Source organism: Arthrobacter sp. 05T45, from assembly GCF_056395875.1.
The window spans coordinates 1-21,648 of the sequence record NZ_JBFTKI010000003.1; the positions used below are offsets into that span (position 1 = coordinate 1).

General features: G+C 66.5%; 23 protein-coding genes. 11 read left to right on the forward strand and 12 right to left on the reverse strand.

Annotated features, from left to right (window positions below):
- From AC1DGD_RS04540 to AC1DGD_RS04550, 3 genes are all read left to right on the forward strand, one after another.
- On the forward strand, nt 1-2,598 hold a 2,598-nt coding region (locus tag AC1DGD_RS04540; protein ID WP_476856047.1), incomplete at its 5' end, for an RCC1-like domain-containing protein.
- A 247-nt stretch (nt 2,599-2,845) separates the two neighbouring features.
- Nucleotides 2,846-4,354, forward strand: a complete 1,509-nt coding sequence (locus AC1DGD_RS04545) for a CYTH and CHAD domain-containing protein (RefSeq protein ID WP_476856048.1) — start codon at nt 2,846-2,848, stop codon at nt 4,352-4,354.
- A 180-nt stretch (nt 4,355-4,534) separates the two neighbouring features.
- On the forward strand, nt 4,535-5,473 hold the full coding sequence (locus AC1DGD_RS04550; protein WP_230008465.1) for a 5'-3' exonuclease: 939 nt from the start codon (nt 4,535-4,537) through the stop codon (nt 5,471-5,473).
- A gap of 80 nt (nt 5,474-5,553) precedes the next feature.
- Here AC1DGD_RS04550 and AC1DGD_RS04555 read toward each other — a convergent pair whose 3' ends face one another.
- From AC1DGD_RS04555 to AC1DGD_RS04600, 10 genes are all read right to left on the reverse strand, one after another.
- Entirely contained in the window at nt 5,554-5,730 is a 177-nt protein-coding gene (locus AC1DGD_RS04555) for a CsbD family protein (RefSeq protein ID WP_223914801.1), read from the reverse strand.
- Between the two features lie 237 nt (nt 5,731-5,967).
- Nucleotides 5,968-6,561, reverse strand: coding sequence for a PadR family transcriptional regulator (locus tag AC1DGD_RS04560; RefSeq protein WP_476856049.1), 594 nt, complete (start codon nt 6,559-6,561; stop codon nt 5,968-5,970).
- A gap of 152 nt (nt 6,562-6,713) precedes the next feature.
- Nucleotides 6,714-7,628, reverse strand: coding sequence for an alpha/beta fold hydrolase (locus AC1DGD_RS04565; protein ID WP_476849998.1), 915 nt, complete (start codon nt 7,626-7,628; stop codon nt 6,714-6,716).
- Between the two features lie 114 nt (nt 7,629-7,742).
- Nucleotides 7,743-8,819 carry a cation diffusion facilitator family transporter gene (locus tag AC1DGD_RS04570; protein WP_476856050.1) on the reverse strand — a complete coding sequence of 359 codons (1,077 nt, stop codon included), beginning with the start codon at nt 8,817-8,819 and terminating at the stop codon, nt 7,743-7,745.
- The gene (locus AC1DGD_RS04575; protein WP_476856051.1) at nt 8,816-9,193 is read right to left on the reverse strand and encodes an ArsR/SmtB family transcription factor; all 378 of its coding nucleotides are present in this window, start codon (nt 9,191-9,193) and stop codon (nt 8,816-8,818) included. The genes AC1DGD_RS04570 and AC1DGD_RS04575 overlap by 4 nt, the downstream gene beginning before the upstream one ends.
- A 69-nt stretch (nt 9,194-9,262) precedes the next feature.
- Nucleotides 9,263-9,805, reverse strand: a complete 543-nt coding sequence (locus tag AC1DGD_RS04580) for a DinB family protein (protein ID WP_476856228.1) — start codon at nt 9,803-9,805, stop codon at nt 9,263-9,265.
- Nucleotides 9,806-9,833: 28 nt separating this feature from the next.
- Nucleotides 9,834-10,256: an arsenate-mycothiol transferase ArsC gene (locus tag AC1DGD_RS04585; RefSeq protein ID WP_476856052.1), complete on the reverse strand. Its 423-nt coding sequence runs from the start codon at nt 10,254-10,256 to the stop codon at nt 9,834-9,836.
- A complete protein-coding gene (locus AC1DGD_RS04590; protein WP_476856053.1) occupies nt 10,253-11,683 on the reverse strand; it encodes an FAD-dependent oxidoreductase in 1,431 nt (476 codons plus the stop codon). The genes AC1DGD_RS04585 and AC1DGD_RS04590 overlap by 4 nt, the downstream gene beginning before the upstream one ends.
- Before the next feature lie 195 nt (nt 11,684-11,878).
- A complete protein-coding gene (locus AC1DGD_RS04595; RefSeq protein ID WP_476849994.1) occupies nt 11,879-12,301 on the reverse strand; it encodes an arsenate reductase ArsC in 423 nt (140 codons plus the stop codon).
- Between the two features lie 163 nt (nt 12,302-12,464).
- The gene (locus tag AC1DGD_RS04600; protein WP_476856054.1) at nt 12,465-13,139 is read right to left on the reverse strand and encodes an arsenate reductase/protein-tyrosine-phosphatase family protein; all 675 of its coding nucleotides are present in this window, start codon (nt 13,137-13,139) and stop codon (nt 12,465-12,467) included.
- Between the two features lie 45 nt (nt 13,140-13,184).
- Here AC1DGD_RS04600 and AC1DGD_RS04605 point away from each other — a divergent pair, with 45 nt between their 5' ends.
- From AC1DGD_RS04605 to AC1DGD_RS04615, 3 genes are all read left to right on the forward strand, one after another.
- A complete protein-coding gene (locus AC1DGD_RS04605; RefSeq protein ID WP_476849992.1) occupies nt 13,185-13,925 on the forward strand; it encodes an aquaporin in 741 nt (246 codons plus the stop codon).
- A 118-nt stretch (nt 13,926-14,043) separates the two neighbouring features.
- Entirely contained in the window at nt 14,044-14,394 is a 351-nt protein-coding gene (locus AC1DGD_RS04610; RefSeq protein ID WP_476856055.1) for an ArsR/SmtB family transcription factor, read from the forward strand.
- A 32-nt stretch (nt 14,395-14,426) separates the two neighbouring features.
- Nucleotides 14,427-14,912 carry an N-acetyltransferase family protein gene (locus AC1DGD_RS04615; RefSeq protein WP_476849991.1) on the forward strand — a complete coding sequence of 162 codons (486 nt, stop codon included), beginning with the start codon at nt 14,427-14,429 and terminating at the stop codon, nt 14,910-14,912.
- Here the strand turns inward: AC1DGD_RS04615 and AC1DGD_RS04620 are convergent.
- A complete protein-coding gene (locus AC1DGD_RS04620; protein ID WP_476849990.1) occupies nt 14,909-15,526 on the reverse strand; it encodes a MerR family transcriptional regulator in 618 nt (205 codons plus the stop codon). The two genes, AC1DGD_RS04615 and AC1DGD_RS04620, sit on opposite strands and share 4 nt — an antisense overlap.
- 71 nt (nt 15,527-15,597) lie before the next feature.
- Here AC1DGD_RS04620 and AC1DGD_RS04625 point away from each other — a divergent pair, with 71 nt between their 5' ends.
- Complete coding sequence (locus tag AC1DGD_RS04625) at nt 15,598-16,074, forward strand: DUF4188 domain-containing protein (RefSeq protein ID WP_476856056.1); 477 nt, start codon at nt 15,598-15,600, stop codon at nt 16,072-16,074.
- A 33-nt stretch (nt 16,075-16,107) separates the two neighbouring features.
- Here the strand turns inward: AC1DGD_RS04625 and AC1DGD_RS04630 are convergent, their stop codons facing one another.
- On the reverse strand, nt 16,108-16,821 hold the full coding sequence (locus AC1DGD_RS04630; protein WP_476849988.1) for a TetR/AcrR family transcriptional regulator C-terminal domain-containing protein: 714 nt from the start codon (nt 16,819-16,821) through the stop codon (nt 16,108-16,110).
- Between the two features lie 274 nt (nt 16,822-17,095).
- Between AC1DGD_RS04630 and AC1DGD_RS04635 the strand changes: the two genes are divergently transcribed.
- The 4 genes from AC1DGD_RS04635 (at nt 17,096) to AC1DGD_RS04650 (ending at nt 21,566) form a co-directional block, all read left to right on the forward strand.
- Nucleotides 17,096-17,353: a hypothetical protein gene (locus AC1DGD_RS04635; protein ID WP_230010808.1), complete on the forward strand. Its 258-nt coding sequence runs from the start codon at nt 17,096-17,098 to the stop codon at nt 17,351-17,353.
- Between the two features lie 744 nt (nt 17,354-18,097).
- The gene (locus AC1DGD_RS04640) at nt 18,098-19,171 is read left to right on the forward strand and encodes an iron-containing redox enzyme family protein (RefSeq protein WP_476856057.1); all 1,074 of its coding nucleotides are present in this window, start codon (nt 18,098-18,100) and stop codon (nt 19,169-19,171) included.
- A 30-nt stretch (nt 19,172-19,201) separates the two neighbouring features.
- Entirely contained in the window at nt 19,202-19,450 is a 249-nt protein-coding gene (locus AC1DGD_RS04645; RefSeq protein WP_476849986.1) for a CDGSH iron-sulfur domain-containing protein, read from the forward strand.
- Between the two features lie 517 nt (nt 19,451-19,967).
- Entirely contained in the window at nt 19,968-21,566 is a 1,599-nt protein-coding gene (locus tag AC1DGD_RS04650; protein WP_476856058.1) for a glycoside hydrolase family 68 protein, read from the forward strand.
- Nucleotides 21,567-21,648 lie beyond the last annotated feature (82 nt).

Consider the following 21,648-nt stretch of genomic DNA (forward strand, 5'->3'; position numbering starts at 1 on the left):
CCACGGTTGATCGGGTTTATCACCGCCTACGCCTCCGGGACACAGCGGCCCGGTTCGTCCAACGTGAACTTCCTCGCCGGCCAGACAGTCGCGAACTCCGTCACCGTACCGGTCGGCGCCGACGGCAAGGTCACCTTGTTCAACCGCTCYTACGGCACCACGCATCTCATTGCCGACGTCTCCGGCTATTACCTGCCCGGGGCATCCAGAAACTCGGCTCTCACCTGGGGCGACAACCGCTTCAGCCAGCTCGGCAACGGCACGACGCCCTACCGTTCCACCCCGGCTGCCGTGAGCGGGCTGAGGGGAGTCAAAGTCCTTGCAGGGGCCGGGGGTACGAGTTACGCGCTGCTGTCCGACGGGACCCTGCGTGCGTGGGGCTCGAACGAGTACGGCCAGCTCGGCAACGGCACCACCAGCAGCAGCACAACGCCTGTCCAGGTCAGCGGCCTCACCGGCGTAACGTCCATCGCCGCCGACTGGTCCACGGCCTATGCGCTTCTGAAGGACGGGACCGTTCGATCCTGGGGTTCCAACACGAGTGGCGAGCTCGGCAACGGCTCGGTCTACGCGAGCAGCAGTCCCGTCCAGGTCAAGGGCCTCACCGGCGTTACCGCCCTCACCGCAGGCTCCGGCGCCGCCTACGCGCAGCTAAAGGACGGGACCGTCCGGTCCTGGGGCTACAACTGGGGCGGCCAGCTCGGCAACGGCACCACCGCCAACAGCTACGTGCCCGTCCAGGTCAAAGGGCTCACCGGTGTAAGGTCCATCGCTGTCGGGTCGTCCACGGCCTACGCGCTGCTGAACGACGGAACCGTTCGCGCCTGGGGGTTCGACAACGGGGGCCAGCTCGGCAACGGCGGCGGCGCAGACGACGGCCGCACTCCGGTCCAGGTCCAGGGCCTCACCGGGGTCACGACGCTCACGGCTGACGGTGGAGTCACCTACGCGCTGCTGAAAGACGGGACCGTCCGTGCCTGGGGCTATGGCTCGAGCGGCCAGCTCGGCAACGGCACCACCGGCAACAGCAACGTTCCCGTCCAAGTCAAAGGACTCAACGCGGTCGCTTCCATCACGGCCGGAGGAGGTACTGCCTACGCGCGGCTGTTGGACGGGACGGTCCGTGCCTGGGGCGGCAACTGGTACGGCCAGCTCGGCAACGGCACCACCGGCGACAGCAACGTGCCAGTCCAGGTCGACGGGCTCACCGGCGTTAGCGCCGTCACTGCCGCCATCGGCACCGCATACGCGCTGCTAAACGACGGGACAATCCGCGCCTGGGGCGGTAACCGAGTCGGCCAGCTCGGCAACGGCACCCACGCCGACCGCAACATCCCCGGCCCGGTCAAGACGATCTCCGGCGCCACCTCCATCACCGCCACTGCGTTCTCGGTCTTCACTCTGCTCGCGGACGGGACTGTCCGTGCCTGGGGCGACAACTACGACCGGCAGCTCGGCGTCAGTGGCACAGCGCCGTTTAGCAGCTTGCCTGTGGGCATTTCGGGGTTGTCGGGTGTGGCCATGGCCGCACAGGGCGCCGCTACCAAATATGCACTCCTGGCTGACGGCACAGTCTGGGCGTGGGGCAGCAACTCGAACGGCCAGCTCGGCAGCGGCATGGCCATCTACGACTCGAGTGTTCCGGTCCGGGTCCGGGGCATCACGGGAGCCGTGTCGGTCATGGCGGACGGCGGCACTGCCTATGCGCTGCTGGCGGACGGGACCGTCCTGGCGTGGGGAGAGAACTCCAGGGGCCAGCTCGGCAACGGCACAACGACCGACAGCAGCACGCCCGTCCCGGTTCAGGGCCTGGCCGGCGTCAGCTCCATCACGGCGAGCAACGGCACCGCCTACGCGCGGCTGTTGGACGGAACCGTCCGCGCGTGGGGCGGCAATCAATTCGGCCAGCTCGGCGACGGCACGACGGACCGCCGCAGCATCCCCGTCCAGGCCAAGGGTCTCAGCGGGGTGACGTCGTTGAAGGTCAGCCTGTCAGAGTATGTGGTGGTCTATGCGGTGCTGGGCGACGGTACCGTCCGCGCCTGGGGGAGCGGCACTTCCGGTGAGCTCGGCACTGGCACGATGACCGACAGCACAGTGCCGGTCCAGGTCGCCGGCCTCGCCGGCGTGGCCTCCATCGCGACGGGCAAAGGCACCGCCTACGCACTGCTGAAGGACGGAACGGTCCGCGTCTGGGGCAGCGGCGGGTACGGCCAGCTCGGCAACGGCACCAACGACGACGCCAGCACGCCTATCCCGGTCAAGGGCATTATTGGGGCCACCTCCATCGCGGCAGGAGAGTCCGCCGCCTACGCGCTGCTGCGCGACGGCACCGTTCGCGCCTGGGGCAACAATAGGCTCGGCGAGCTCGGTGACGGCACCACCAGCTACACCGGTGCCCCCGTCCAGGTCAAAGGACTTACGGGCGTGACATCCATCACGGTCAACGGACGCGCAATATTCGCTTTGATGAGCGACAAATCCGTCCGGGCCTGGGGTGCCGGCCCCCATGGGCAGCTCGGCAACGGCGCCACTGCCGGCACGAGCACGCCCGTCGAGGTCCCCGGCCTCATTGGTGTTGCGAGCCTCTGGCCCTAGGTGAAGCCGCCACGGACGTTGCCAACGGCCGGCCGCCGTCGGCGGTCTGGTCGCAGATTCGCGCAGAGCCTAGAATCGGGCTAGGCGCACCGGGCCAAGGCACCGGCCGGACACGCCCGCCGGAGATCACGTCCATGTTCCAGCGGTGCCGATAGGGGAGGCCCGCCATGGCAGTCATCAACAGGACCATCAGTTCGCTGCCGCGGGAACGCGCGTCCCGCGGGGAGTCCTGACCGCCATGGACACCATGGGAAAACTTGAAACGGAACAAAAGTACGACGCCGGGACCTCTGCGGCGCTGCCGGATCTGCAGGAAATCGAGGGTGTGGACCACGTCGCGGAGCCTGTGACGGATCAGCTTGAGGCTGTGTACTTCGATACTCCGGCCCTGGTCCTCGCGGCACGGCGCATTACCCTGCGGCGCCGCACGGGCGGGGCGGACGAGGGCTGGCACCTCAAGCTTCCCGCCGGGGCGGACCAGCGGGAGGAGATCCATGCGCCGCTGGGGCAGCCGGAGACCGTTCCGGAAGAACTGTCCGACCATCTGCAGGTCCTCATCCGGGGCGACGAACTCGTGCCCGTCGCCCGGCTGAGTACGCGGCGCACCACCTACCGGCTTTACGGGCCGGGCGGTGAGCATTTGGCCGACTTCGCCGACGACCACGTTCACGCCGAGGCCCTGCGGCCGCCGGGGCCGGCCGTCGACTGGCGTGAATGGGAGCTCGAACTCGTCCACGGTACAGCGGGGCTCTTTGAGGCTGCCGCCGCGACTCTGACGTCTACCGGAGCCGGCCACTCCGCTTATCCTTCCAAGATCGCCCGTGCCCTGGGCGATGCCTGGCCGGCCGAGTTCAGTCCCCGGACTCCAAAGCCCCGGAAGAAGGGACCGGCGGTCGACGTCGTGACCGCCTATTTAGACGCGCGGATTGGCGACTTCATCGCCAATGATCCGGGTGTGCGGATTGGCACACCGGATTCCGTCCACAAGATGCGGTCCGCGACCCGCCGGGCGCGCTCCGCCCTGGCCACCTACCGCAAACTCTTCAAACGCTCAGCGGTGCGGGAACTCCAGGCTGAACTGAAGTGGCTGGGCCAGATCCTGGGTCCGGCCCGCGATGCCGAAGTCATGCTGGAGCGGCTTCGCCAGCACATCCTGGAGCTCCCGGAAGAACAGAGGTCCGGCCTCTTGGCCCAGATGATCGATCAGGAGCTGGTCGCAGCCCACGACGCAGGCTACAGAAACGTCCTGGAGACCCTCCGGACCGGCCGCTACTTCCGTCTCCTGGGCTCCCTGGAGGACTTCCGGGACCACCCGCCTGCCAAGCCACGCGCCTTCCGGCCCGCGCGCAAGGTGACGGCCAAGCTGGTCAACAAGGCCGCAAAGCGGGTGGAGCGTGCCCGGAAGGCCGTCAAAGGCTCGGCCGACACGGCCGCGCGCGACACAGCGCTGCACGAGGTCCGAAAAGACGCCAAGCGCCTCCGCCACGCGGGTGAGTCGGTCTTGGAGATCCACGGCAAGCGCGCCGCCAAACTCACCAAAGCGGCCGGACGGCTCCAGACAGTGCTCGGCGACCATCAGGACAGCGTCATGGCGACCGCCCTCCTGCGCAGACTCGCGGCCACCCCGGACCGGCCCGCCGATACCGACCTCGGCTTCGAGGGTTTGCTGGAGATGGAAGAACGCATTGCCCGGAAGACGGAGAACAAAGCCCGCAAGGCAGGGAAGAAGCTTCGCCGCTTGCGGCTGCGACCCTGATCCTGGACGCGTCGAGCGTCGAGTGCTGCATCGCCGTCGATGAAGCTGAGGACCTCGCGGCCGTGTTCGTCCATGCCCAGTGCCTGGGGGGACCTCAGCGCCGCCAGCATTACTTTGTGCCCTCCGAAGATGGACCGTGACGTTCCACCGCCAGCGGGCGCATCCGTGTCAGGATCAGTCATGACCGACCGCCTGATGCTCCTCGACACCGCGTCGCTGTACTTTCGCGCGTTCTACGGCGTGCCCGACACGATCCGCCGCGCCGACGGCACCCCGGTAAACGCTGTTCGCGGGCTGCTCGACATGATCGCACGGCTCACCACCGACTACGGTGCGACGCATCTCGTCGCGTGCTGGGACGACGATTGGCGCCCGCAGTGGCGGGTAGACCTCATCCCGAGCTACAAGGCGCATCGGGTCGCCGAGGAGGTGGCAGGCGCCCCCGATGTGGAGGTGGTGCCGGACGCGCTCGAGGCGCAGATTCCGATGATCCGCCGCGTGCTCGAGCTCGCCGGCATCGCCGTCGTCGGGGCTGCCGACCACGAGGCCGACGACGTCATCGGCACCTACGCCAGCCACGCCGAGCTTCCGGTCGACGTGGTGACGGGCGACCGCGACCTCTTCCAGATCGTCGACGACGCCCGTCAGGTGCGGGTGGTCTACACCGCGCGCGGCATGAAGAACCTCGAAGTCCTGACCGACGCCGACGTCGTCGGCAAGTACCGTGTGCTGCCCGTGCAGTATGCCGACTACGCGACCCTGCGCGGCGACACCTCCGACGGGCTGCCAGGCGTCGCCGGCATCGGGGAGAAGACCGCCGCGTCGCTGCTCGGCGAGTACGGCACGCTCGACGGGCTGCTCGCGGCTGCCGCGGACGCAGGGAGCGGGCTGTCCACCGCAGTGCGGTCCAAACTCGCCGCGGCGGCGGACTACCTCACGGTCGCGCCCACCGTCGTGAAGATCGTGCGAGACCTGGAACTGCCGACGCTTGAGGAGGCAGGCGCGCAGTTGCGCCCTGTCTCCGGCGGTTCGCGGGCCGAGCTTGAGCGTCTCGCCACAGAATGGAACCTCGGCGGTTCGGTCAGCCGGCTCCTTGAGGCATTCGACCTGCGTCGCTAGGGAAGTCCCTGGGGTGTGTGGGCAAATGCCGGGGCGAAGGCGCGATCCGGACCGCACCTCCGCCCTCCGGCGGCCTGTTTTCAGTGTTTCTTGAAAGCGTCCTTGACCTTTTCGCCGGCCTGCTTCAGGTCTGCTTTGACCTGATGGCTCTTGCCCTCGGCCTTCATCTTGTCGTCGCCGGTGGCTTTGCCGGCCGCCTCTTTGCCTTTGCCGTGGAGTTTCTCGGCGGCATTGTGGATCTTGTCACTCAGGCCCATGATGAACCTCCTTATTTATGTCGCCCCCGCGACGTGAATGCCATGGAGGCCACACTTAATTGTAGGGACGGAACCGTGGAAAGCGGGGGCCATTTGGGTTGGTCCGGGCCATTCCCGGCGTCGGGACAACAATCCAGGTCAGGCGATCACGGTTCCAGAATACAAATGCCGCCATCCGGAGTTATTCGGGCACGGACCATTGGCAGCGGTGGCAGTGCGCCGGCAGAAGCGGCGGTGTTAGTCGGCAAGAATGCGGTAGAGCGCGCGGCGGGCGTCATCGATTACCGTCATTGCGGCACTGCGTTGTTCCTCGGTTGCCGAGAAGCGGAATTGGTGGATGACTCCCATGAGTTTTCCGACGCTTTGGTGAAACGCCGGCCCGGATCCCTCCGGGTCGGTGTTCCAGGCGTTCCCCAGCTCCTCGGCGTGATCGGCCACGTAGGCCTTGCCCGCATCGGTGAGGGTGAACTCGGTGCGGCGGCCATCGCCTACGGGCGCAATGAGCTCTTCATCGACGAGCTGCTGGAGCGTCGGGTAGACGGACCCCGGGCTCGGACGCCAGGCGCCCGAGGTTTTTTCCGCAATGGTCTTGATCAGCCCGTAGCCGTTGGACGGTGATTCGGCCAAGAGGGACAGAATCGCCGAACGAACATCGCCCCTGCTGGCCCGCCGCGACCCGCCGGGGCCAAAACCCGGTCCGAAGCCCGGTCCGAACCCGCGGCCCGGTCCGAAACCACCGTGTCCGTGGGGGCCGCGGCGGCTCCTGCCGCGCCCGAAGCGTGCCTGGGCGGGTCCGCCGTCCGTGAATTTTTCGTCATGCATGCCTTTCATAGCGGCATCGACCTTCCCAATCAGTTGAAATCAATAATGGTCGCCGATTGTTCGGCGATAATTAACGATATATCGGTGAGTATCGGCGGTCAAGAGTCGATTCACCCCGGCGTCCGCTGACTCACGGACGCTGCCAGCCGCTGCCGTACAGGTCACGGATACAGCAGGTCATCGAGCAGCCGTTGCACATGCTCGGGCCGTTCGATGTTCGCGAAGTGGCCGCAATGCGGGAGTGTCACCATCTGGACGCGTGGGATTATCGCGGCCAGCCGGAGCAGGTCGGAGGGTGGAGTGAACACATCGCTGTCCCCGCGGATCGCCAGCACTGGACACAAAATGCCCCGCCACTGGCCAAAATCGTAGTGCGCCGCGGCCCGGGCTGCCGCGGAGAAACATGCCGGCCGGGCGTCCTCGCCAAGCCCTCTAAGCACCCCCGCGGAGATGGATGCGGGTTCTGCGAAAAACGGGGACAACAGCGGCCGCATCACGGCGGTAGACCCGATTGCACGGACCAGCGCGGGCCCTGCCGGGCCGAGGGCTGCTGCGGCGCGCATGGCCAGCAGCATGCCCAGAAACATCGGGAACCGGAACAGGCTGCGCAGTGGCTTGCCGGCCGCTTCGGACACGCCGAACGTGGTCGCCGAAATCGCGGTCACGCTGGCGGTCCGCCCGGGCCACGCCGCGGCGATGTGCAATGCCAGGAAGCCTCCCATGGAGTGGCCCACCAGGTTCCACCTCCGGTAGCCGAGCGAGGTCAAAGTACCGGTGACGGCGCGTGCCATCGCTTCGATGCTCAAATTCGCCATCCGGGCGTCCTGCGTGGACTCGCCCCAGCCCGGCAGGTCTATCAGCACCCGGTCATGTGCCGCTGCCGGGTGAAGAAGCTCCCGGAAGGACGTCCAGGAGCCCGCGGCGCCGTGGAGGTAGACATCCGCCGTCCCGGATACGGCGTGCGGGCCTCCGGTGCCTTCCTGGACATGCACCGTGCAGGGGCCCAGCTCCGTGGCAAGGGTGCGCCGCCGCAGCGTGGCAGCCCCCGTACTTGCGGTTTCCTGCTGAACACCCATGGTCACCTTCTGTTCGTGGTCTTTGAAGGTGATTCGGAGCGGCGGGGGTGCAGGACCGGACGCGAGGCTCGAGGCGGTGGAGGCCGGTGCGGATCAGGGCCTCCGAGGCCGCCGTTATCCGTGGCTCGGGGGAGGCGGTGGTCCGGCCGTCGCGGCCTGGCCGAACGTGGGGACCGTTGTCACGGATCCCACGTTCGGGAGTGCGTGGCGGGTGGCGTGCTCGATTTCGTCGTGGATTGTGGCAAGTTCGCCCAGGTCGGTGATCGTGGTCAGGGGGATGGAGACCTCGACGTGAAGCCGGTGGCCGGACCAGCGCAGCCGGGATGTTGCGCCCGCGGGGGCGTGGGCAGTGACAACCGCCGCCAGGCGTTCCGTAAGGTTCGGGTCCACGCCGTCCATGAGCCTGCGCCCGATGTCGCGAATGGTTCCCCAGAGGAGCACGGCGATGGCTGCGGAGATGAGCAGGCCCACGATCGGATCTGCAAGCGGAAATCCGAGCCATATGCCGATGACTCCGGCGACGACGGCCAGCGAGGTGAAGCCGTCGGTGCGGGCATGAATGCCATCGGCGACGAGCGCGGCGGACCCGATCCGCCGTCCCACGCGGATCCTGTAGATCGCGACCAGTTCGTTGCCGGCAAAGCCCACGAGGCCGGCGGCGAGCACCCAGCCCAGGTTCTGGACGGGTTGGGGTTCGAAGAAGCGCCGGATGGATTCGACGGCGGCCACCACGGCGGAGAGCGCGATCATCGCCACAATGAACAGCCCTGCGAGGTCCTCGGCGCGGCCGAAACCGTAGGTGTACGTCCGGGTCGCGCGGCGGCGTCCGAGCAGAAAGGCGATCCACAGCGGAACGGCGGTCAGGGCATCGGAAAAATTGTGGACCGTGTCCGCCAGCAACGCCACGGAGCCACTGATGAGGACGATGACCAGCTGGAACAGCGACGTGGCCCCCAGTCCGAGCAGGGAGACCTTGACGGCGCGAATGCCCTGGGAACTTGTCTCCAGGACGGAGTCGATCGAGTCGGCCGAGTCATGGGAGTGGGGCACGAAGAGCTCCTGCAGCCACCCCTTGAAACCGGTCGCGTGGACATGGCCGTGCGGGCCGTGGTCGTGGTGATGGCCGTCGTCGTGGGCATGTCCGTGCGCGTGCGGGTGGACATCGTGGCCGGGGTGCGGGGGCCGGTTCATGCGCCGGCCTCCCTTGTGGGGCTGTGCGGGGCTGTGCTGTGATGCGGGGCCGTGCCGAGGGTGTGTTCGGCCTGGTGGATGGCGTCGGCCACGAGCTGCCAGGCGTGCCCGTCCTGCAGGCGGTAGTAGACCTTGGTGCCTTCCTGGCGGGTGGCGACCATGCGCGCCAGCCGCATCTTGGCCAGATGCTGGGAGACCGCAGCCGCCGATTTCCCGGCCTTTTCGGCCAGCACGTTGACGGGCAGTTCACCGTGGCGCAGGGCCAGGATGAGCCTGACCCGGGTGGCGTCGGCCAGCATGGCAAACACCTCCACGGCCAGCTCGACGTACTGGCTGTCCGCGGTGAGCGCGCAAGCCTCATTATCTGCATTCATACGCAGATACTTACATATAACCCCGCTCCACTCAAGACGATCGAATCAACGGGATACCGTTAGTGGCCATCAGGACGATTCCGGCGCGTCCGGATGCCGAAGGCTCAACTGCTTGGCGTGGAAGTCGAAATGAAGCGTGGGGTAGGCGTAAACATCGTTGAGCGTCATCAGCGGCGTGAAGAAGGGGTCCCACCTGTCGGGGAACGGCATCGACCTGGCGAGGGACTGCGGGTTCTCATGTTCGAGCCGGCGGGAGAGCGCGGCGATGGTTTTATCCAGTTTCCGGCTCATCCTGCGCCTGTTGTAGACGAGGGCGGCGGCCCGGGAGCCCCAGTAGTTCACCACATCAAAAGGACCGGTGCCCGCGTTGAGGACAGCAGCGAATGCCCGGCCCGCCGGGCGGGGGAGCCGGCTGACGACGTGGACCAGCGGAAGCAAGGCGCGGACCACCATGTAGCCGAAGACCATGTGGAAGAGCAGTTCCTCGTTGGTCCAGCGGGTGCCCGTACTTTTGCGGCCGAGGTCCTTGGGCGCCGCGTCCTGCAGCAGGGCGTCGAGGTGGCGGCGGGCGCGGCTGTACCCGGCCAGGATCTCTTCCTTCGTCGGGTCCACGATGTGCACTCCGGTGTCGCGGGCCCGGTCAGTTTCCAGCCAGCTCCGCATGCAGTTTCCGGACCCGGGCCATGATGTCGTCCCGGACCAGGCGCATGCGCTCCATGCCTTCGATGCCGCGTTCGGAGGGCTCGTCCGTATCCCAGAACTCGAGCCGCTGGCCCTCGCGGGGCTCGACCTTAGCCTGGTTGCCCAAGACGATGACGACGTCGGCCGCGTCCAGGACCTCGTCGGTGACGGGCTTGGGGTATTCGCCGGTGATGCCGATGCCGAGTTCATTCAGAGACTCCACGGCCTGGGGGTTCAGCGACTGACCGGGCTTGGTCCCGGCGGAGTGCACCGTGACGCTCCCATCGGCCAGATGGTTCATCAAACCTGCGGCGAGCTGGGACTTTCCGCCGTTCTTGCTGCAAACGAACAGGACGGTGGGCGTTTTCGTGGTCTCGGTCATGCGTTTGATTCTTCCTTCTCTGAGCTGGGTTGGTGGAGCAGTGATGCGGCCGGTCGGTCTTCGCCGGAGCGTCCGTGGGACAGTCCGGTGGGGAAGCCGACGAGCACCGGCTCGGGAGCGGCGCAGCACGAGGACTCTGATGCGGTGGCGGCGGCCGCCGGAACGTCGCAGCTGGTGCCGGCGTCGGAGGAGCAGACGCCGGTTTCGGGGAGTTCGAGCTGGACGGTGTCCGCGGCCTCGCGGTCGCCGGCCAGGGCCGCGGCGACGGAGCGGACCTGTTCGTAGCCGGTGGCGAGCAGGAATGTTGGCGCACGGCCGTAGGACTTCATGCCGACGATGTAGAAGTCCTTGTCCGGGTGGGCCAGGAGCCTGGCGCCGTGCGGTGCAACAGTGCCGCAGGAGTGGAACTCCGGATCGATGAGCGGGCCGAGCTCCACGGGTGCTTCGACGGCCGGGTCGAGGTTCAGGCGGAGTTCGCGCAGGATGTCCAGGTCCGGGCGGAAGCCGGTGCAGGGGACGACGACGTCGGCCTCGAGGGTGCGTCCGTCAACGGATTCCACGGTCACGCCGGAATCCAGGGCTTTGAGGGAAGCAATGCCGAAACCGCTGTGCAGTTCGATGGTCCCGGCCTCGACGAGGCGGCGCAGGCGGGCACCGAGCTGGCCGCGGGCGGGCAGCCCGTCAGCGTCGCCGCCGCCGTAGACTTTCTCGGCGGACGCGCCGCGGACCGCCCAGAGGATCCGGGTGCCCGGTTCGTCCTTGGCCAGGTCCGCGAGGCTGATCAGGGTGTTGGCGGCGGAGTGGCCGGCGCCGACGACCAGGACACGGCGTCCGGCGAAAGCGCCACGGTCACGGCCCGTCACGTCAGGGAGCGGCGAGGAGATCCGGTCCGCGGCGGAGTCCTCGCCGATGGCGGTAAGCCCGGAGGTCCCCAGCGGGTTGCGGGTGGACCAGGTGCCCGAGGCGTCAATGACCCCGGCCACGGTGTGGTCGCGGGTTCCCCCGTCCTGGTGCTGGACGCGGACGACGAACGGTGTGATCTCGCGGTTACGGGTGTGGGTCTTGTCCATGCCTGTGCGGGTGACGGCGATGACTCTGGCGCCGGTCTGCAGCCGGGAGCTGATGGCCGGGAGCGCGGCCAGCGGGGCCAGGTACCGATCGATGAGTTCCCCGCCGTAGGGCAGCGCGGTGGGCCGGGGCGCCTCCCAGCCAGCGGCTTCGAGCAGGCGAACGGCGGCGGCATCGATGTTGAACCGCCACGGTGAGAACAGCCGGATGTGGCGCCACTGCTCGATCGCGGCGCCGGCGGAGGGGCCGGCTTCGAAGATCAGCGGTTCGAGTCCGCGTTCGATCAGGTGGGCCGCGGCGGCCAGTCCCACGGGGCCGGCGCCGATCACGGCAACGGGAAGGTTCTTCGTCAAATCCATGGGTGTCCTCTTTCATCCGTTGTGGTGTTGCGGTTGTTTTCGGTTGGCCCTGCCGGCCGGGGTTGGGCCGGCAGGCGCCGGTGTTGGGTTAGCAGCAGTCCTGATCCTCGTCGTCGCAGCATCCGTCGCTGCAGCATCCGGTGTTCATTCAGCTCACCCCCTCTCCGTCCTCTGTCAGACGTGTGGTGCTGGCCCTTACTTGGCGGCAGGGGTCAGGGACTCGATCAGGTCCTCGATGCGGGTCTTGATCTCGTCGCGGATCGGGCGTACGGCTTCCACGCCCTGGCCTGCCGGATCCTCCAGGACCCAGTCCTCGTAGCGCTTGCCGGGGAAGTAGGGGCATTCGTCGCCGCAGCCCATCGTGATCACGACGTCGGATTCCTTCACGGCCTCCGTGGTGAGGATCTTCGGGATTTCGGCGGACATGTCGATGCCGAGCTCCGCCATGGCCTCCACGGCTGCCGGGTTGACCTTGTCCGCGGGCTGGGATCCGGCGGAGCGGACCTCGATCCGGCCCTCCCCGAGGGTGGTGAGGAAGGCGGCGGCCATCTGGGAGCGGCCGGCGTTGTGGACGCAGACGAAGAGGACGGAGGGCTTCTTGGCGGTTTCTGTGCTCACGGGGTTTCTCCTGGAATCAATGAGGTGAGTGGGCGATACAGTCTGGAGTCTTGCGCCCGGTTTGAAACTCTCAACCGAACATTGATGATGATCGATATAGAGAGTATCGGGCTATAGATTGATGAATGTCAATATTTGTTTTCGGCGGATTTCTGCGACGGACCTAGGCGGCGGTTACGCGGGGTGCAAGGTCATTGATGCGGCGGGTGATGTCGTTGAACGCCATGTCGAAAGCTTCTTTGGTGCCCGGGCGCAGCGGGTCCGGCACCGACCAGTGGATTCCAGCCAATCCGGGCAGTTCCTCGTGGGCCTTGTCGCAGACGGTCACGATGAAGTCGCCCTCGTCTGCCACCTGCTCCAGCCTGCGCGGAGGAAGCTCTGGGAGGTCCAGGCCATGACGGCGGGCGACGTCGATAGCGCCTTGGGCGATGCGGTCTGCGGGATGCGTTCCCGCCGACGTCGAGGGAATTTCACTGACCTGCTGCCAGAGAGCAACGGCCAGTTGGGACCTGGCGCTGTTTCGTGTGCAGACAAACAGGACGCGGCGCGCCCCGTGTTCGGCCCCCGGCACCAGGCCCTGCAGGGCGCCGGCAGCAAGCCGGATATAGCTGCGGCGCCTGTCGGCTTCGGAGCGGTGGCGGGTTGCCAGTCCGGCATCTTCCAGCGTGCGCAAATGGTGGGACAGCAGATTCGACGGCATCCCCAGCTCCGCCTGCAGCTCCGTCGGGGAGAAGTCCCCGAGGGTCAGCAGATCAACGATGCGCAGCCGCGCAGGATCGCCGAGGGCTGCGTGCCTGGCTGCCCGCGCCCGAAAGCCCTCTGCTGCCTCAATATTCATTGGTTCAATTTTGACTGAGCTAATTCTTTCGGTCAAGCTGTTGCCATGATTTCCAACCAGCCGCCGCTGTGGCGCCGCGCCATCGCCGAACTGCTCGGTACCAGCCTGCTCGTGGCCATCGTCGTCGGCTCCGGGATCGCCGCGCAGCAGCTCTCACCCAGTGACGTTGGCCTGCAGCTGCTGCAGAACAGCACCGCCACAGTGCTGGGCCTGACGGTGCTGATCCTGGTGCTCGGGCCTGTGAGCGGCGCGCATTTCAACCCCGTGGTCTCCCTCGCCGACTGGATCCTGGGCCGCCGCGCCGGTACCGGCCTGACCCTGCCGGAGCTGGGCACCTATGTGGTTGCCCAGACCGTGGGTGCGGTCAGCGGCAGTATGGTCGCGAACGCCATGTTTGAGGTGGGCACCTCCATCTCGTCCAAGGAGCGCGCAACACCGGGGCATCTCCTGGGTGAAGTTGTCGCCACTGCGGGACTGGTCCTGCTGATCTTCGCCTTGGCTGCCACCTCCCGCGGCGTCCTTGCCGCGCCGGCGGTGGGCGCCTACATCGGAGCCGCGTACTGGTTCACGTCCTCGACCTCGTTCGCGAATCCGGCAGTGACGGTGGGCCGCATCTTCAGCGACACCTTCGCCGGCATCGCACCGGCCTCAGTTCCAGGCTACGTTCTGGCGCAGCTGATCGGCGCAGCAATAGGAATTGGCCTTCTCCTCATCCTGTTCCCGGCCGCGGCCCGCATCGCGGACGGCGTCGTCCTGGCGCACAGTGCCGAAACCGCCCGCTCCTAGCCTTGGCCGGCGGCCGAACAATGCCGCCCCCACCCAAAGCGGATCTGCGCCGGGTCGACCGACCCGAGCTCCCGCGCCCATACATTGATGATTGTCAATATCAGGGCATAATGGGTACATGAAGTTGTTGCCTGTACTCGAGCCGGCCACGGATGAATCCTGCTGCACCCCGGCAGGGCCCCCTGCCCTGGGTGCCGAGGAAGCCCAGCAGAGGGCCCTGGTTTTCAAGGCGCTGGCCGACCCGAACCGGCTCCGGCTGCTCTCCATCGTCAAAGCTGGCGAGTCAGGGGAGGCATGCGTCTGCGACCTCACCGAGCCGCTGGACCTGGGCCAGCCCACGGTCTCCCACCACCTGAAGGTCCTGGTCGAGGCCGGGCTGCTGCACCGTGAAAAGCGCGGCACCTGGGCCTACTACTCCCTGGTGCCCGGCGCGCTCGAGCAGACGGCCAGGCTCCTGGCGACGCTGTGACCGCGCAACAGTCCGCGGTGACGATCCGCTCCATGCACGAGGACGATTGGGCGGCCGTCCGGGGAATCTACCGCGAAGGAATCGCCACCGGCCACGCCACCTTTGAGGCGGAAGTGCCGGACTGGGAACGCTTCACCAGTTCCCGGCTTCCCGCGCACCGCCTCGTCGCCGAGGCTCCCGAGGGCGGGATCCTTGGCTGGGCGGCCGTCGCCGCGGTGTCAGCGCGGCCCGTTTATGCCGGCGTGGTCGAACACTCCGTCTACGTCGCCGCGGAAGCCCGCGGCAAGGGAGTCGGGGCCGCGCTGCTTCAGGCCTTGGCCGCATCGACCGAACGATGCGGGATCTGGACGATCCAGGCCAGTGTCTTCCCCGAAAACGAAGCAAGCCTGAAGCTCCACCTCGCGAACGGATTTGCCGTCGTCGGCCGGCGGAACCGCATTGCCCGCATGAGCTACGGCCCCAGCGAAGGGCAATGGCGGGACGCGGTGCTGATCGAGCGGCGCTCCCCGGTCGTCTAGGACCCCGCCCCGCCGAACCGCTGGAAGGATGCGCTTTGCTGGGCAAGCCGGCGCATGGCCAGGAGTACCGGTTCCATCAGCAGTGTCCCAAGAACCACGTGCCTCATTGCGGCCTCGGCCGAATCGGTGGGGACACTTTCGAGGTCGGCCGCGGCGATGTCCCGCATTGCCGCGGCGTAGCGGTCCAAGAGCGCAGCCGGCGCATCGAACCCGGCATCTGAGAGCCCGCGCAGGGCCTCCACCAGGGCGGCCTGCGTATCGCGGTCGCATGTCTCCGCGCCCCATCCCCAGCGGTCCAGGAGCCGCTGTGCCGAGGAAAGGTCGACGTCGTCCGGTGCGGTCCGGGTGACCGCGTGGTGCGCAATTCCGAGCAGATCGTGGCCTGACTCCGGCGGGCTCTCCAGGCCAAGCAGCACCTGGCGGGTGGCGCTGATGCTGAGCCCGGCGGTCCCAATGAGTGCCCGGATGAGCTTCAGCCGCCGAACATGCGAGTCGTCGTAGCGGGCCTGCGTCGCGGACGTCAGCACGCCCTCGTGAAGCAATTTCTCCCGAAGGTAGTACTTGATGGTGGCCACCGGAATCTCAGTAGCGGCGGCCAGCTGTGAGATGCGCAAAGATTCTCCTTGACTTGGATAGTCGCACTCGCCAATATTGGGGAGTAGTGGTATCCAGTTAGGAGAAAAGTATGGCACGCATCAATGCTGGACGTTTCACTCACCGCCATTCCGGTGATTTGGTGGTCTTCCTCATCGGCATGCGCATCAACAGTCCCTGGCGTCCGGATCTCTGGCTGCCGGTGTTCCTTGCGATGCCCCGGATGCTGACCGAACTCTTCCGGGAGCCGGGGTCCGGCCTCCTTGGTTGCCGGTTTGCCCTCGGAGCCGGCGGGCCGGTCATTGTGCAGTACTGGGACTCGGTGGACAAGCTGTATGCCTACGCAAGTGCGCCCCAATCCGAGCACAGGCCCGCGTGGGCTGCCTTCAACCGCCAGGCAAGGAAGGCCCCAAAAGCTGTCGGCATCTGGCATGAGACCTTCCAGGTAAGCAGGGCCGAGAGCATGTATGTTTCTATGCCTACCGAAGGTCTCGCGCAGGCCACAGAGCTTCTGCCTGTTGGGCCCGGAAGCCAGCAGGCGAAGGACCGGCTGTCCAACCCGGGCTGAGATGACCGGTGCCTTTCCATGGGGATTTCCGGATCATGGTTTGGTCGGGGAATCCGGCATCCGGCAGCGGGCCGCGAGCCCCGAGAGCAGGATGGTGATTCCCTCATCCAGTTCGGCCATCCCGTCGTAGTCGGCGAGGACCGGGGCGAGGGCGCGGAGGCGGGGGAATTCCTTCGGTGGCAGGCGGTGCAGCCCCAGCCGGAGAAGGGCCTCATTCTCCTCGGGGTCGACGACGAATTCCTGCAGTTCGTTGAGGATGTGCCCGTAGAGGTATCCGTAGTAGGCGCGGTAGACGTGCAATGCGTCAACGGGGGCGAATCCGGCGTCGATCAGCAGGGACAGGATCTGCTCCAGCGGACGCAATGTTCCCAGCGGCCGCAGGCCCAGGGGTGTTGACAGGGGGCGGGTCACGAGGAGGGGCACGACGTTGGGGTGCCGGAGCGCCAGGAGCCGCAGGTCGTGGGCAATGCGCCGGAGCTGCGACTGCCAGTCGGGATCATCGGGAATGATGGCCAGTTCATTCAGCACGAGTTCTGAGACGCCGTCCAGCAGGGCTGCGCGGTTGGCGGCGTAGCGGTACAGGCTCATGGGATCCCGCCCGAGTTCCTGCCCGAGCCTGCGCATGGTGAGGGCGTCGAGTCCCTCGGCGTCCACCAGTGCCAGTGCCGTCGACAGGACAATCTCCCGGCTGAGGCGAGCCTTCTTGCCGGGAGCCGCAGGGGGCGCCGGGTGCTCTTCGGGCGACATGGTTTTCCGTTCGGGTCGATACAGAGTGGTTACAGTTCCGGGATGAAAAGCCGGTTGCTTAATGTGTAGTCTACGCCTAAAGTCTACATCGTAGAGAAGTTGCATTGGCTGGTTTCCGCAGGATGTGGACCGCCAGCCCAGTAACGCTTTATTCCCGGATCTGCGGTGACGCAGCAGTGCGGGATCTTGCGTCATCGCCCCGTGCATGGCCTTGACGCTCAGCTGCTGTAGCCACACGGCGGCACACAATGCACCGCGAAGAAACGAGCCACTCATGGCAACTTCCCAATACGACCAATTCCTGCAGGAAGCCACCACCCGGGACCCTGCATCCGACCACGCCCTGGGCCGGGACTGCCTCTACGGGCTCTACACCAGCTGGTGCTTCCTGAGCCAGACCGCGCCCCGCCCCGAAGATGCCTTCTGGGCGGCCATGAAAGAAAAGCAGATCCATCCCAAGCGCAACGGCCTCCGCATGAAAGGACCAGCCGCGGCGGACTACATCCTGGCCAGCTACCCGGGCCTGGTCTGACCCGGATGACAATCACGTCAAGCACGTACTTGCCCCGGGATGCCCACCAGCCCCGAGGGCGGCGGCCTTGGTGTGCGACATGTGAGACCGACCGGCACCTGCTCCTGGACTCTGTCGCCACCTTGAATCCGCAGCAGGAAACCCTCGCGGCCGCCATCAGCTGCACCAACTGCGGCAGCTCGCACGTGGTAGCTACGACTGCGGCGTTTCTCGCAATCATCCCGGCGCGGAACGGGAACAGCGGCGGTGCCATGCACCGGGAGGACGCCTACCGCCACTGCCAGGAGCCGATGTCCGCAGTGGACCCCGAGCGGCGAAGTGCCCACCGGGCGGTTTCCACACACGCCGGGAGCCCGGATGTTCTGGGCGACTACCTCCGGACGCGTGTTCTCCGGTGCCGGTGCGGGTTCCAGATGGAAATACCCCGCCCGTGACAGTCAGCACCCTCCGGGGTCTGTATCCAACAAAGTATTAGGGGCACACCGTTTTCAACCACAGCACTGCCACCACCGGAGCCTCCGCGGCCCACAATCAACGACCCGCGCTGATGGACATGGATCTGTCCCCGCAGGGACTCGCGGATGCCCCGGCGAACGAAGTCGACCCGGACAGCCTCGTCTACACCGGCAACAGCTAAGGGGCTGCACCCTTGGGGCCCCTCCGGCCGTAACCCCGGGGCGGGCTCACTTCGACGCACTTTCACCGGCCGCAGCCAAAACCGCTGAGGCCCACGTAGGAGAAAACATGAAGATCCCTGACGCGCGCGGACCCATAAGCCGTGGCCTTTTCCGGCTTCTGGCCGACGGGACCGGAGATGATTCCGCAGCCCAGGGCACGCTGCGCGATCTCACCGATCTCACCGAGCTCATCAACGGGCAGCTGGCACTCGCCGATGACATCATCGACGACGGCGATGTGCAATTGACCCTGTTCTGCCTCTACGAGCTGCACTACGGCGGCTTGGATGGGGTGGACGACCGCTGGGAATGGAACCCCGGGCTGATCGCACTCCGGCAGCTGCTGGAGGGACCGTTCGAGCTGGAGCTGCGGTCCGTGGCCCGCTCGTCCGCCGGATCAGTCCAGCCTGCTCCTGCCGCCGGCCTGGACAGCGACGCGGTGGCGGACATTCTGTTCGGGCTCGCGGGCCAGGACGGTGGACCGGGCATGTCCCGCCATGTGGCGAAGCTGGCCACCCTCGGGCAGCTCCGTGAATTCCTGGTCCACAAATCGATCTATCAGCTCAAGGAAGCCGATCCGCACACCTGGGCGATCCCGAGGCTGACCGGGCGGGCCAAGGCTGCGCTGGTGGAGATACAGGCTGACGAGTACGGCGGAGGCCGCCCGGACCGCATGCACAGCGCACTTTTCGCCCGGACCATGCGAGGGCTGGGGCTGAACGATGTCTACGGCGGCTATGTGGATGCCGTCCCGGCCATCTCTCTCGCCGCCGTCAACATGATGTCCCTTTTCGGCCTGAACCGCAGACTGCGGGGAGCCATCGCAGGGCATCTGGCGATCTATGAGATGACCTCCTCCCGGCCGAATCAGCTGTACGGCAACGGTTTCCGGCGTCTCGGATTCGGGGCCGATGTGACCGCGTACTTCGACGAGCACGTCGAAGCGGACGCCGTCCACGAACAGATCGCGGGCCGGGATCTCGCCGGAGGGCTCGTGGAGGCAGAGCCGGATCTCTTTCAGGACGTCCTGTTCGGCGCGACGGCGGTGCTCGCCATCGACGCCCGACTCACCGCGCACATCATGGGGGCGTGGGAGAGCGGCACGTCGTCGCTGAAGCCGCCTGTCCCCGCCGGGGTCTGACCCGGGCACGAACCCAGTCAGGGAGCATCTATGAACCAGAACCCGCAGGAATCGTCCAACGACGCCGCCATTGTTATTTGTCCCGACGGACCGATCCTGGTCCGCGGCGAGTTTGAGATCGTCACCCCGTCCGGGGGAGCAGTGCCGCGGTCGCGCAAAACAGTCGCCCTGTGCCGCTGCGGCGCGTCCGCGATCAAACCCTACTGCGACGGCACCCACAAATTGATCGGGTTCCGAACCGAATTCCCTGCCACCCCGGGGACGAGAGAAGCGACGTGAGGCACCCGGGAATGGTTGGGGATCTGTGGCACTTATCGCCGGATTCGTGGCCTCCGGTGACCGGAGTACGAACGCTTTGGCACCCGGCCCCTTACTCAAGGCGCCGGCGTCGTGCGCCGCAGTGTGGGCTGGGTGAGGGCGGCCGCGGCGCAACGAACAGGTAAACAGCGGGCGACTTGAAAAAGAAAGCATATTTTTTAGGAAATATTTGACTCAATCTTTGAGTCGTGGCACGCGCGCGGAGAGTTTGTGTAAGCGCTTACATCGACCGGGGTATGAGCCGTTTTGGTGTCTGAAATGTGGTTTTGAATCCTCGCCGGCACTGTCTACGGTGATGAACGTCCAGGAGGTCATCACCCTCCCGGGCCACCGACGGGGCCCTACCGAGGTCCCGTCCCCTCGACACGATGGCGTCCTCGATGACGCCTGCGGTGTCATCGGGGCTGCCGGAGTTTCGGGGAATGAGGGCATACGCCCGTCTTCCACGAATGGTCTCAACTCCGCGAGAAGAGCAAAAATGCACGAGCACCCCAATACACACCGGAAGCTGCGGTGGCGTTCTGTCGCCGCGGCACTGGCGGCGGCCGTGGCGGCCTCCGTCTTCCTTGCCGTTCCGTCAGCCCAGGCAAACACGCCCTCGGATCCGCCGAGCGGCGGGCAGATGCCGGCTCCGACACCCGGCTTCCCCCTGCCCACGAAGCACACCCAGCAGGCGTTCGATCCGGCCGCGGCCTTCACCTCCAAGTGGACGCGTGCCGATGCCAAGCAGATTATGGCCCAAAGCAGCACAAGCGTAACCCCGGGCCAGAACTCCATGAGCCCGAACGTCACCATGCCGGAAATCCCCCAGGATTTCCCGGCCATGAACGACGACGTCTGGGTTTGGGACACGTGGTCCCTGACCGACGAGAACGCAAACCAGATCAGCTACAAGGGCTGGGACGTGATCTTCTCACTCGTTGCCGACCGCCACGCCGGCTACGGCTTCGACCAGCGGCACTGGAACGCCCGGATCGGCTATTTCTTCCGCAAGACCAACGCCGATCCGGCCAAGGACAAGTGGAACTACGGCGGACACCTGTTCCTGGATAACACCTCCGTCGGCAACACCGAATGGTCCGGTTCAACCCGCCTCATGCAGGGGAACCACGTCAACGTCTTCTACACCGCAACGACGTTCTACGACGTTGCCGAGCGCAACGCCGGCGGCGGCGGAATCGCCCCGGATGCCGTGATCGCCAAGGCACTGGGCAACATCCACGCTGACAAGAACGGCGTGAGCTTCGACGGCTTCGAGCACACCAAACTCCTTGAGCCGGACGGCGTCATGTACCAGAACAAGGCCCAGAACCCAGGGTTCGCCTTCCGGGACCCCTACACGTTCGTAGACCCGGCGCACCCGGGCAAGACCTTCATGGTCTTCGAAGGCAACACCGGCGGCCAGCGGGGCGACTACAAGTGCACGGAGCAGGACCTGGGCTACCAGCCCGGGGACCCCCGCGCCGAATCCGCGAACACCGTCAACGCCACCACCGGTGCATGGTTCCAGACGGCCAACGTGGGCCTGGCCGTGGCGGACAACAAAGACCTGACCAAATGGCACTTCCTGCCGCCGATCCTGTCCGCCAACTGCGTCAACGACCAGACCGAGCGTCCGCAGATCTTCATCCAGAGCGAGGGCGGCAAGAACAAGTACTACCTGTTCACCATCAGCCACCAGTTCACCTATGCGGATGGAATGCGCGGCCCCGACGGAGTTTACGGCTTTGTGGGCGACGGCGTCCGTTCCGACTACCAGCCCATGAACAACAGCGGCCTGACGCTGGCATCCCCCACGGACCTGAATATGCCAGCCAATGCGCCCGAAGGGCCGGATCCCCGCCAGAACGGCCGCCAGTTCCAGGCCTACTCGCACTACGTGCAGCCGGGCGGGCTGGTGCAGTCCTTTATCGACAACGTGGACGGCGTCCGCGGCGGGTCCCTCTCGCCCACCGTGAAGATCAACTTCCGCAACGGAGTTTCGGCCGTTGACCGCACCTTCGGCCAGAACGGCCTGGGCCCGTTCGGGTACCTGCCCACGAACCTCAACGTCGGCGGTGCCGGGCTGTACAAGTAGTGCAGTAGGCAGTCATGAGACGGAAGCACCCGGATTTCCGGGTGCTTCCGTCCCACTGCAGGCCCTGGACCGACGGGCCATA

Coding starts and splice junctions, on each gene's coding strand:
- AC1DGD_RS04575 (WP_476856051.1), bottom strand. CDS start 9,193: ATGAATGCAGATAATGAGGCTTGCGCGCTCACCGCGGACAGCCAGTAC.
- AC1DGD_RS04625 (WP_476856056.1), top strand. CDS start 15,598: ATGGCACGCATCAATGCTGGACGTTTCACTCACCGCCATTCCGGTGAT.
- AC1DGD_RS04615 (WP_476849991.1), top strand. CDS start 14,427: ATGCACGAGGACGATTGGGCGGCCGTCCGGGGAATCTACCGCGAAGGA.
- AC1DGD_RS04640 (WP_476856057.1), top strand. CDS start 18,098: ATGAAGATCCCTGACGCGCGCGGACCCATAAGCCGTGGCCTTTTCCGG.
- AC1DGD_RS04600 (WP_476856054.1), bottom strand. CDS start 13,139: ATGAATATTGAGGCAGCAGAGGGCTTTCGGGCGCGGGCAGCCAGGCAC.
- AC1DGD_RS04590 (WP_476856053.1), bottom strand. CDS start 11,683: ATGGATTTGACGAAGAACCTTCCCGTTGCCGTGATCGGCGCCGGCCCC.
- AC1DGD_RS04570 (WP_476856050.1), bottom strand. CDS start 8,819: ATGAACCGGCCCCCGCACCCCGGCCACGATGTCCACCCGCACGCGCAC.
- AC1DGD_RS04550 (WP_230008465.1), top strand. CDS start 4,535: ATGACCGACCGCCTGATGCTCCTCGACACCGCGTCGCTGTACTTTCGC.
- AC1DGD_RS04545 (WP_476856048.1), top strand. CDS start 2,846: ATGGGAAAACTTGAAACGGAACAAAAGTACGACGCCGGGACCTCTGCG.
- AC1DGD_RS04585 (WP_476856052.1), bottom strand. CDS start 10,256: ATGACCGAGACCACGAAAACGCCCACCGTCCTGTTCGTTTGCAGCAAG.
- AC1DGD_RS04635 (WP_230010808.1), top strand. CDS start 17,096: ATGGCAACTTCCCAATACGACCAATTCCTGCAGGAAGCCACCACCCGG.
- AC1DGD_RS04565 (WP_476849998.1), bottom strand. CDS start 7,628: ATGGGTGTTCAGCAGGAAACCGCAAGTACGGGGGCTGCCACGCTGCGG.
- AC1DGD_RS04560 (WP_476856049.1), bottom strand. CDS start 6,561: ATGAAAGGCATGCATGACGAAAAATTCACGGACGGCGGACCCGCCCAG.
- AC1DGD_RS04555 (WP_223914801.1), bottom strand. CDS start 5,730: ATGGGCCTGAGTGACAAGATCCACAATGCCGCCGAGAAACTCCACGGC.
- AC1DGD_RS04630 (WP_476849988.1), bottom strand. CDS start 16,821: ATGTCGCCCGAAGAGCACCCGGCGCCCCCTGCGGCTCCCGGCAAGAAG.
- AC1DGD_RS04605 (WP_476849992.1), top strand. CDS start 13,185: ATGATTTCCAACCAGCCGCCGCTGTGGCGCCGCGCCATCGCCGAACTG.
- AC1DGD_RS04610 (WP_476856055.1), top strand. CDS start 14,044: ATGAAGTTGTTGCCTGTACTCGAGCCGGCCACGGATGAATCCTGCTGC.
- AC1DGD_RS04645 (WP_476849986.1), top strand. CDS start 19,202: ATGAACCAGAACCCGCAGGAATCGTCCAACGACGCCGCCATTGTTATT.
- AC1DGD_RS04650 (WP_476856058.1), top strand. CDS start 19,968: ATGCACGAGCACCCCAATACACACCGGAAGCTGCGGTGGCGTTCTGTC.